This is a genomic window from uncultured Chloroflexus sp. (assembly GCF_937129525.1).
Taxonomy (GTDB): domain Bacteria; phylum Chloroflexota; class Chloroflexia; order Chloroflexales; family Chloroflexaceae; genus Chloroflexus.
Genome location: NZ_CAKZNK010000155.1, coordinates 40,592 through 49,282, shown reverse-complemented (window position 1 = coordinate 49,282; position 8,691 = coordinate 40,592). Strand labels below are relative to the sequence as shown.

Below are 8,691 nucleotides of genomic sequence, written 5' to 3'. Positions count from 1 at the left end.
ATCAGGATGGCGAATTGCAGCGGCAGGGTGAGGGTCAGCGCCAGCGTCGTGAACATAATGACCGCTTCGCCGCGCGATCCGCGCCAGATGCGCGCTATATTGCGCTGATCAACCATGCTCCATGCCGTTACTGCGAGCGCTCCGGCCAGCGCTGCGCGCGGCACTTCTGCCAGGAAAGGCCCTATCACGGTCGTTGCCAGAAACACGGTTATTCCAGAGATAACCGCTGTGAGCGCAGTCTTGCCGCCGGATTGATAAGCCAGTGCCGAGCGGTTGAATGAGCTGGAACATGGCATCCCGGAAAAGATGCCTGATACGATATTAGCCAGTCCTTGCCCGACGAATTCCTGGTTGCTATCGATCCGCTGACCGGTGTAACCGGCAATCGCGCGCGCAATAGCGACCGCTTCCACCAGGCCGATGATCGCTATCGCCAATGCGCCGTTGGCAAGATGGCCGATCAGCTCAAAATCCCACACTGGTAAATCGGCCAGCGGTGGCAAACCCGGCGGAACCGGCCCCATCACCCGTACCCCCTGCGCTTTCAGATTGAGCAACCAGACGATTGGCGATACGACGACGATGCTGATGAGAACCGCCGGAATTTTGCGGGTAAGGCGTGGCGATAACAAGATCAATCCAATCGTTGCGATCCCAATCGTCAGCGATGGCCAGTGAATCTGATTGATCTTACTGGCTGTTTCGGTCAACGTTGTCAGCAGCCCGGCGCCGGGTGGGATATCGATGCGAAGTATTGGCCCGATCTGGTTGGAGAGAATCAGAATGCCTGCTCCAGCGGTAAACCCAACTGCGACTGCGTCTGAGACGAAGTTGATCAGCATGCCCAGTTGCGCAATGCCCATAATTAACCGGATGATCCCGGCCATGACCGCCACCAGACTGGCAGCAGTAACAAATTCGGCGCTGCCAACAGTGGCAAACGGCGCAATGACCGAGAGTGTGATGAGCGCAGCAGTGTTGGTTGGGCCACTATTGAGGTGACTTGACGAACCCCACAACGCGCCGACAATCGTGGCAGTGAGCGCGCTGTAGAGCCCGACAACTGGTGGCAGGCCGCCGAGGATGGCAAAAGCCAGCGACTGCGGCAACAAGACCAGTCCGACCGTTAATCCGGCGAGAATGTCGGCGCGTAGCGTCTCGGGCGTAATACTGCGCGCCAGCCGAATGGGTTGCGCAAAGAGCGTGATAGTGGATCGAAGGTAGTCGTGCATACTGATACCGCTGAAAAAGACCTTCCGAGTTGAGTTCGCCGACCGTCAGTCGTTAGGTTATAATGCGATTGTAGCACTTGTATCCTGGAGCAGTGGTATCCATATTGAATTGATGATTCGTGTAGACTGGCTATATGATACCGCTATGTTCACGTATCTGGGTTACAGAATGTGGGTTTAATCCGCTATCTCACCCGCTTAATACTTTAATAATCTGGTTTCGGCGATAACGTTATATGCTTTTAGATCGTTTCTGCATCTCGCAATTTGCGTCAGTGATGTCGCTGATATGATGTCACCGGTTCGATACATTTGCATCTTGTTTCGTAACGTTCTCGGTGTTCTGCTTCAAAGCTAGAGGGTCAGATTAATGAAACAGCTTTTGCTGCTGATGGCGACGCTAGCGCTTTTGCTGTTGCCCCTGCCGGTCATTGCTCAGCCAACCGCGCCCATGTGCTTTCCCGACGTGCCGCTAATCGATGATTGCCTGCATCCGTCATTTGTTGCTTATTGGCGTGATAATGGTGGCCTGCCCGTCTTCGGTTATCCGATTGGGCCACTCGAGCAATTTGTTGGCGAAGCGGGTCGCCCGCTCACTGTGCAGTGGACAGAACGAAACCGTTTGGAGTTGCACCCAAACAATCCGCCGGCCTACCGGATTCAGATTGGACGGATGGGGGCTGAAGCACTGGCTCGCGCCGGTCGCGATCCGTTTGCCGATCCGCCTGATACCGGTCCGCAACCTGGTTGTCTCTGGTTTCCCGAAACCGGTCACAATGTCTGCGATCAAGAGCCGGGCAATGGATTCCGCTCCTACTGGTTGAACAACGGCTTACGCATTCCCGGTTTGAGTCGCTACGCTCAATCGCTTGCGTTGTTCGGCTATCCACTTACTGCGCCGCAGATGGAGCGGAACGCCAACGGTGATCTGGTGTTGACGCAGTGGTTCGAGCGGGCGCGCTTCGAGTGGCATCCGCAAAATCCGGCTCGCTCACGGGTGTTGCTTGGTCTGCTCGGACGTGAACTCTATGTATCGCCACAGCCGTTTCCCGATCTGCGGGGATCACGGTCTGTATTTGGCGTCGAAATCAACCGGGGCACGGTGCTGGCAACGGCGGCGCAGTTGGCGGAGATCGGCGCTGATTGGGTGCGCTACAACGGCATTCTATGGCAAGAGGTCGAGTCAACGCCCGGCGCGCGCGACTGGGCCGCGTTGCGACAAGTCGAAGCTGAACTGCGCGCCATCAGCGCCGCTGGCGCGGCGCCAATGGTGATTGTGCGTGGCGCGCCATCTTGGGCGCAGGCTCAACCTGACAAACCGTGTGGTCCGATCCGCGCTGAAGCGCTGCCGGCGTTTGCTGCCTTTCTCTCCGATCTGGTCGCTCGCTACAGTCAACCGCCGTACAACGTCAAGTTCTGGGAATTGGGCAATGAACCTGACGCCCCATTTCAGCTCGTTGCCGGCAATGCGCCATTTGGCTGTTGGGGCGATGAGACCGATAGCGATGGGTATGGCGGGGCTGCGTTTGCTGCCATGTTGAAGGTGGCCTATCCCGCTATCAAATCCGCCGATCCGCAAGCGCAGGTTATTCTCGGCGGTCTGCTGCTCGACTGCAATCCCGATCACACGGGAGACGGATCCTGCCAGGCCGGGAAATTTTTTGAAGGGGTTCTGCGCGCTGGCGGTGGCGACTATTTCGATCTGGTTGCCTATCACGCTTATGGCTATTTTCAGCGTAATCGCGACCCTGATCGCGAACATCCGAGATGGCGCGAACAGGGCGGCGCAACGCTTGGCAAGGCTGACTACCTGCGCGCAACCCTGGCTCGCTATGGCTATGCCAAACCGCTGATCATGAATGAGGGTGGGTTGCTGTGTTATCGCAGCTCGCCGACCTGCCGCCCCAACGGGTTTGAAGCGGCCAAAGCCGATGCTGTGCTCCGTCTCTACGCTCGCGCGATTGCTGCCGATCTCCTTATGGCGCACTGGTATACGCTCAACGGCCCCGGCTGGCAAGAGGGTGGTTTGCTTGATGATCGGCAAGAACCGATCCCGGCTTTTCGCGCTTTTCAGTTCGCTCGCCAGCAGCTTGGGGCGGCGCGTTACCTGCGACCGGTGGCGATGAACGGTCTGGAAGGGTACCATTTCCGCGCGACCGATGCTGAAGTGATTGTGGTCTGGAGTGTCGATGGGGTGGAACGGGTCTTTCCCGTGCCGGCAAACGCGCGTGCCATTTATGATGCAGTAGGAGCTGAGTTGCCCTTGTCAACGACGCTGACCTTGACAATTGCGCCGCGCATGATCGTGATCCCTGTGTCGTAGCGCCGGCGATTGATGTTGGCGGTGGCGCTGTCCTGGTTTGATCGGGCGATGCCGCCGCTACGCCACAAAATAGGGGCGACGCATGCGTCGCCCCTGCCTGTCGCATAGCCAGCAATGTTGTCGGTGTACTCTGTGACCGGCTCAGTTGTGATCGTTCTCCCAGCGACCGGTCAGTTCGGCTACCAGCGCATAACGCTGATAGACATCGGCCAACAGCGTTTCGTCAACCACCTGAGCGTTGCGATAAACCTGTTTATCGAGCATCCGATTGGGATCGCCACCCGGCCAGATCCGCCATGAGTCGTTGTCGATCACGTCGGCGACCAGCAATGCTCCGTCGCCCGCGCGACCGAACTCGATCTTGAGATCGACTAGAGTTACATCAAGTTTTGCCCATGCCGCTTCCAGTATCGAAAAGACCGCGCGTCCGGTATCGGTCATCTGCTCGACTTCGGTAGGAGTGGCAATACCCATTTCAACAATCTCTGCCGGGGTGACTTGCGGGTCATGACGAGCATCATCTTTGAGAAAGAATTCAACCAGCACCGGCTCAAAGCGCTGTCCAGCCGCTTCAGGGTGGCGACGCAGGTACGATCCAGCCGGCAACCGGCGCATCACCACCTCCAGCGGGATCATGGCGCAACGTCGGGCAACGGTCAGGGTCGGTTCGGGCGCGGCAATGAAGTGGGTGGCGATACCGGCGCGGTTGAGTAAGCGAAAGACGTTCGCCGTGGTCTGGCCGGCAAGCGCTCCCTTCCCCTCGATAACGCTGCGACGCGCGCCGTCGCCGGCAGTGATGCCATCTTTGTGGCGTAAAATCACCTGATCGGGATTGGTGGGGTGGGCGTATACGATCTTCGTTTTCCCTTCAGCCAGGATAGGTCCGAATTCCATCGCCCCCTCGCTTTCTGTTCAGTATCCACGGTTGGTTAGCCAGCGTGGTAACTTACGCAGGATCGACGAGCGTTACTTCCGGGGTTGCAGTCACGAAACCAACCGGCTGCGCCTCTGGAACAATCTCCTGCGCCGCTTTTGCTGCATTGGCCGGAATAATGACCAGCATCCCCAATCCCATATTGAGTGTGTGATAGGCTTCGCGCTCACTCAAGCCGCTGATCTCAACCAGTAATTGGCAGATCGGTGGGATTGTCCACCGACCGCGTATGATGGCTGCCCCCATACCTGCCGGTAACACTCGCGGGAGATTGTCATAGATGCCGCCGCCGGTGATGTGACAGAGGGCTTTCACCGTCACGTGAGCGCGCAACGCGGTCACTTCGGGCAGATAACAGCGATGAATGGCCAGCAGCGCCTCGCCAATGGTTTGGCCATTCAGGATCGCCGGACGCGCGTAATAACCGTCGGTAGCAAAATGTTGGGCTACGATCCGGCGGGCCAGTGAGTAGCCGTTGGTATGCAGACCAGTGCTGGGCAAAGCCAGAATCACATCACCCGGCGCAATATCGGCGCGTGGCAACATCTCGGCCCGCTCGACGACTCCCACGATGGTGCCGGCCAGGTCAAAGGCTCCCGGCGCGTAGACATCGGGCATCTCGGCTGTTTCACCGCCGATCAGCGCACATCCGGCGGCGCGACATCCTTCGGCGACGCCGGCGACTATTGCTGCCACCTGCGTCGGATCGAGTCTGGCGACAGCAATATAGTCGAGAAAGAAGAGTGGCCGCGCGCCCTGCACCAGAATGTCATTTACCGCGTGGTTGACCAGATCCTGCCCGACGGTATCGTAGCGACCGAGCGCCGCGGCAACCAGCGTTTTGGTGCCAACCCCATCAGTACTGCTCACCAGCACCGGCGCTTGCATTCCGGCCAGCGCCAGCGCGGCATCAAAACAGCCGCCAAATGCTCCCATTCCGGCTAACACGGCAGGGCCGTGGGTACTGCGCACTGCTGCCGCCATCAATTCTTTCGCCCGCGTCGCTGCGGCAATATCAACTCCGGCTGCACTGTACTGGTTCATAGTTGCTCCTCGTCAAGGCGCGCGCTCAGTCGCGCGAAGGCCTCGCTCTCGGCCCGGAAGACGTGTTGTACCTGCACAGTTGTGACGCTGCTGGCGCCAATGCTGCGCAGATAGTCGATTGCCGGCAACAATTCCTCTTGTGGCACAACGACATTGACCGCGTACCAGCCGCTCTCGCTGATAAATTTGCTCCACACTGGCGCAATAGTTGGCCCTTGCAGACCGGCTAATTCGTGGCGAGCGGTCACTTTTCGTCCCACCTCTTCGACCGATGCGCCGGGCAGGTTGGCCGTGAGTGAGTAGAAGAGACGGCCACGGCGGCGAGCTTCGATCAATTCGCAAAGCTGGCGCACTACCTCGAGGCGGGCCGGCTGACCGCGCAGTGAGCGGCGCGATCCGATCAAGACTGCCTGTGAGCGAATGATCGGTCCACCGACAATCTTTAACTGATTTTCGCGAATGGCAGTGCCGGTCTCGGTGATGTCGGCAATGATGTCAGCGTAGCCAAGGCCTGGCGCTGCCTCGGTCGCGCCCTGCGACTCGACCAGTTCAAAGACATTGATGCCATGCTCGTAGCAGAACCGGCGCACCGTATTGGGATATTTGGTGGCGATGCGCAGCCGGCGACCGCGGCTCTGAAACTCGACTGCCAGATCGGCGAGATCGGCCCACGACGTGACATCGATCCAGCTCTGTGGCACGGCGAAGACTAGTTCCACCCGCCAGAAGCCCAGGTCATCGATCACGATCAAGACATCATCATCGTCATCACCGTGCAGTTCGTGCAAGAGATCGTAGCCGGTGACGCCTAAATCGATGGCGCCCTCGGCGACCTTGGTCACAATGTCGGCTGGCCGATGCAATAGCACCTCGGTATCGGGCAATCCACGCAGCACAGCGGTGTACTGGCGGGGATTGGCGCGGGTGACCCGAAGACCGCAACTCTCAAGCAATGCGATGGTCGCATCGTAGCCAGAGCCTTTCGAAGGGATCGCAAAACGAAGAGTCATAGCGTTGTTTTGTGATAACGGGCGCGACGCTGCTGATAGAGCGCGGCGACCGCTGTCGCGTTCTGATGCCTGTAGACTTCTTGAACCGCCTTCGCCAGTTGTTCACTTGCCAGGGTGAGAGCCTGCTGGCCTAGCGATGGGCTGGCCAGGTCGCGCGCGTTGTGACCATTGTCGGAACTGAGCTGACTGAGATCAACTAGATCGGGACGAATAGCCAGCAAGATCGATGTTTCCCACAATGCGCCGCGATCCTGCATCGTTTCGTCAACCAGTTCCAACGGTGAGACGGCCAGCGTCAGCAGACGGTGCTGCGCGATAGCCGTTTCAGCAATCTCGATCAGCCCCAGATCAACAGGTGCCGTGTCTGCTATCCCGATCACTACCGCCATCTGAAAGCCTTGCGCAGCGATGCTCTTCAACTGTGCGGCCAGAAACTGATGAAAGATGGGATTATTGATGTCGCGGTCGTACCACAGCAACGGAAAGATGATGCCACCGACACGACGAGCGGCGCCGGTAACGACCGCTTCCGCAATCAGACCGGTAGCGCCGCGCGGTAAATGCGCTCCTCGCGACGTTAGCGATGCCCACGGCAACCAGCCAATCGGGTGTTGGGAGATAATCTGTTGCTGTTGAGCTAATCGCAACTCAACAAAACGACCCCATGCCGGCGTAGTGTTCATTGCCTTCCCCCCAAATCGGCGAGCGCGATCCGCCGTTCAGTGCGTGTCGCCAGATCGCGCCAGACAACATACTCGCCAGCTCGTTCGGCAGCGCCGACAATGACAACTGCCGCATAGCTGCGTCGAGTTGCATCGCGCAAATTGTCTTTTACACTGCGTCCACGCGCGTCAAGCGCTACGATCCATCCGCTGGCGCGGAGGCGCTCGGCAACGGTGAGCGCATATGGATAGTCATCGTCACTTACTGCCACCACGAGAATGGTTGTTGGTGCTGGCATTTCAGGCACTGCGGCGGCAGCAACCACTCGTTCCAATCCGTAAGCGAAACCAACGGCGGGAATGGATTGGCGACCGCCAAGCGCGCTGACCAGGTCGTCGTAGCGTCCGCCTCCACAGAGCTGATTGCCGTCCTGATCGTAAATCTCGAAAATCAAGCCAGTGTAATAATGAAGGCCACGTCCCAGCGCGCCATCGAACACCACCTGCCCGGCATGTACGCCGTGAGCAGAGAGTAAAGCAAGGATAGCCTGCAGTTCGCGAAACGCGGGCGAATCGGCGCCGAACAGGGTGGTTAAAGCCGGTAACGCTTGCGCTGGCGCGCCATTGATCGCAGCCAGTTGGGCCAGTTGGGTGAGTGCCGCCTCAACCAATGGCTGTTCGTCGGCCCGCCGCAGCGTGCGCAGCAACCGCTGAATGACTTCTGCCGGGCTGCGCGTACCCGCGCGCAGATCGATGCGCATTGCGGCCAGGATCCGTTCCAGCCAGAGCGCTGCCTGGGCGTCATCCAGGCCAGGCGGCAATTCAAGACCTTCCGGCGGCGTGCCAAGATTGGCCAGCACTCGTTCGCGTACCGGCGCGATCCCTTCGGCCCGCAATCGCTCCAGGCTCCACACCAGCAGGCCGTGCGTGCGCTCTGGCAGATCGAAGCGACTGAGCAATTCGCGCGCCAATCCAATATGACCGATCCGAACAGTGTATTCGCTGATACCTGCGGCGTTCAAACCGGCGCAGGCGAGGGCTATTACTTCGGCATCTGCGCGCGGTGGCAACCCGCCGATAAGTTCGCCGCCGATCTGGGTAAATTGCCGATAGGTGTGGCGTTGCGGACGTTCGTAACGAAAGACCGGCCCGGTATAGCTCAGCCGGAGCGGCAACGGTTGATCTTGCATCCCGGCCACGTAAGTCCGGAGCACCGATGCCGTCCACTCAGGGCGCAGCGCCAGGTCGCGCCCGCCAAAGCTGAATTCGTAAACTTTTCCGACCAGCTCTTCACCCAGTTTGCGCAAATACAGATCACGGTGCTCGATGATCGGCGTATCGAGCATCTGGTAGCCATAGCCGGCTATCACCCGTTCTAAGATAGCTTGCACGTGCCGACTGATTGCATACTCAGCCGGGGTGACATCACGCATGCCACGTACCAGATCAACGGTCACAATGCCTCCTGCGGTCAATGTTCCACCAG

7 protein-coding genes are annotated in these 8,691 nt (G+C 58.9%); 1 reads left to right on the top strand and 6 read right to left on the bottom strand.

Annotation, left to right across the window (positions count from 1 at the left end; translation table 11 throughout):
- On the bottom strand, positions 1-1,232 hold a 1,232-nt coding region (locus Q0650_RS18770), incomplete at its 3' end, for a SulP family inorganic anion transporter (protein WP_298821820.1).
- Positions 1,233-1,602: 370 nt separating this feature from the next.
- Between Q0650_RS18770 and Q0650_RS18765 the strand changes: the two genes are divergently transcribed.
- Positions 1,603-3,555: a hypothetical protein gene (locus Q0650_RS18765; RefSeq protein WP_298821818.1), complete on the top strand. Its 1,953-nt coding sequence runs from the start codon at positions 1,603-1,605 to the stop codon at positions 3,553-3,555.
- 141 nt (positions 3,556-3,696) lie between these two features.
- Here the strand turns inward: Q0650_RS18765 and Q0650_RS18760 are convergent, their stop codons facing one another.
- The 5 genes from Q0650_RS18760 to hisZ are packed head-to-tail and all read right to left on the bottom strand — an operon-like array spanning position 3,697 to position 8,662.
- The gene (locus tag Q0650_RS18760) at positions 3,697-4,449 is read right to left on the bottom strand and encodes a phosphoribosylaminoimidazolesuccinocarboxamide synthase (protein WP_298821816.1); all 753 of its coding nucleotides are present in this window, start codon (positions 4,447-4,449) and stop codon (positions 3,697-3,699) included.
- 52 nt (positions 4,450-4,501) lie between these two features.
- Positions 4,502-5,533 (bottom strand): phosphoribosylformylglycinamidine cyclo-ligase, encoded by a 1,032-nt coding sequence (purM, locus tag Q0650_RS18755; RefSeq protein WP_298821813.1) that lies wholly within the window; start codon positions 5,531-5,533, stop codon positions 4,502-4,504.
- Positions 5,530-6,543: an ATP phosphoribosyltransferase gene (gene hisG / locus Q0650_RS18750; protein WP_298821811.1), complete on the bottom strand. Its 1,014-nt coding sequence runs from the start codon at positions 6,541-6,543 to the stop codon at positions 5,530-5,532. Before hisG ends, purM begins: the two co-directional genes overlap by 4 nt.
- Entirely contained in the window at positions 6,540-7,226 is a 687-nt protein-coding gene (locus Q0650_RS18745) for a creatininase family protein (RefSeq protein WP_298821809.1), read from the bottom strand. Before Q0650_RS18745 ends, hisG begins: the two co-directional genes overlap by 4 nt.
- Entirely contained in the window at positions 7,223-8,662 is a 1,440-nt protein-coding gene (gene hisZ, locus Q0650_RS18740; RefSeq protein ID WP_298821806.1) for an ATP phosphoribosyltransferase regulatory subunit, read from the bottom strand. The genes Q0650_RS18745 and hisZ overlap by 4 nt, the downstream gene beginning before the upstream one ends.
- Between the last annotated feature and the right edge of the window lie 29 nt (positions 8,663-8,691).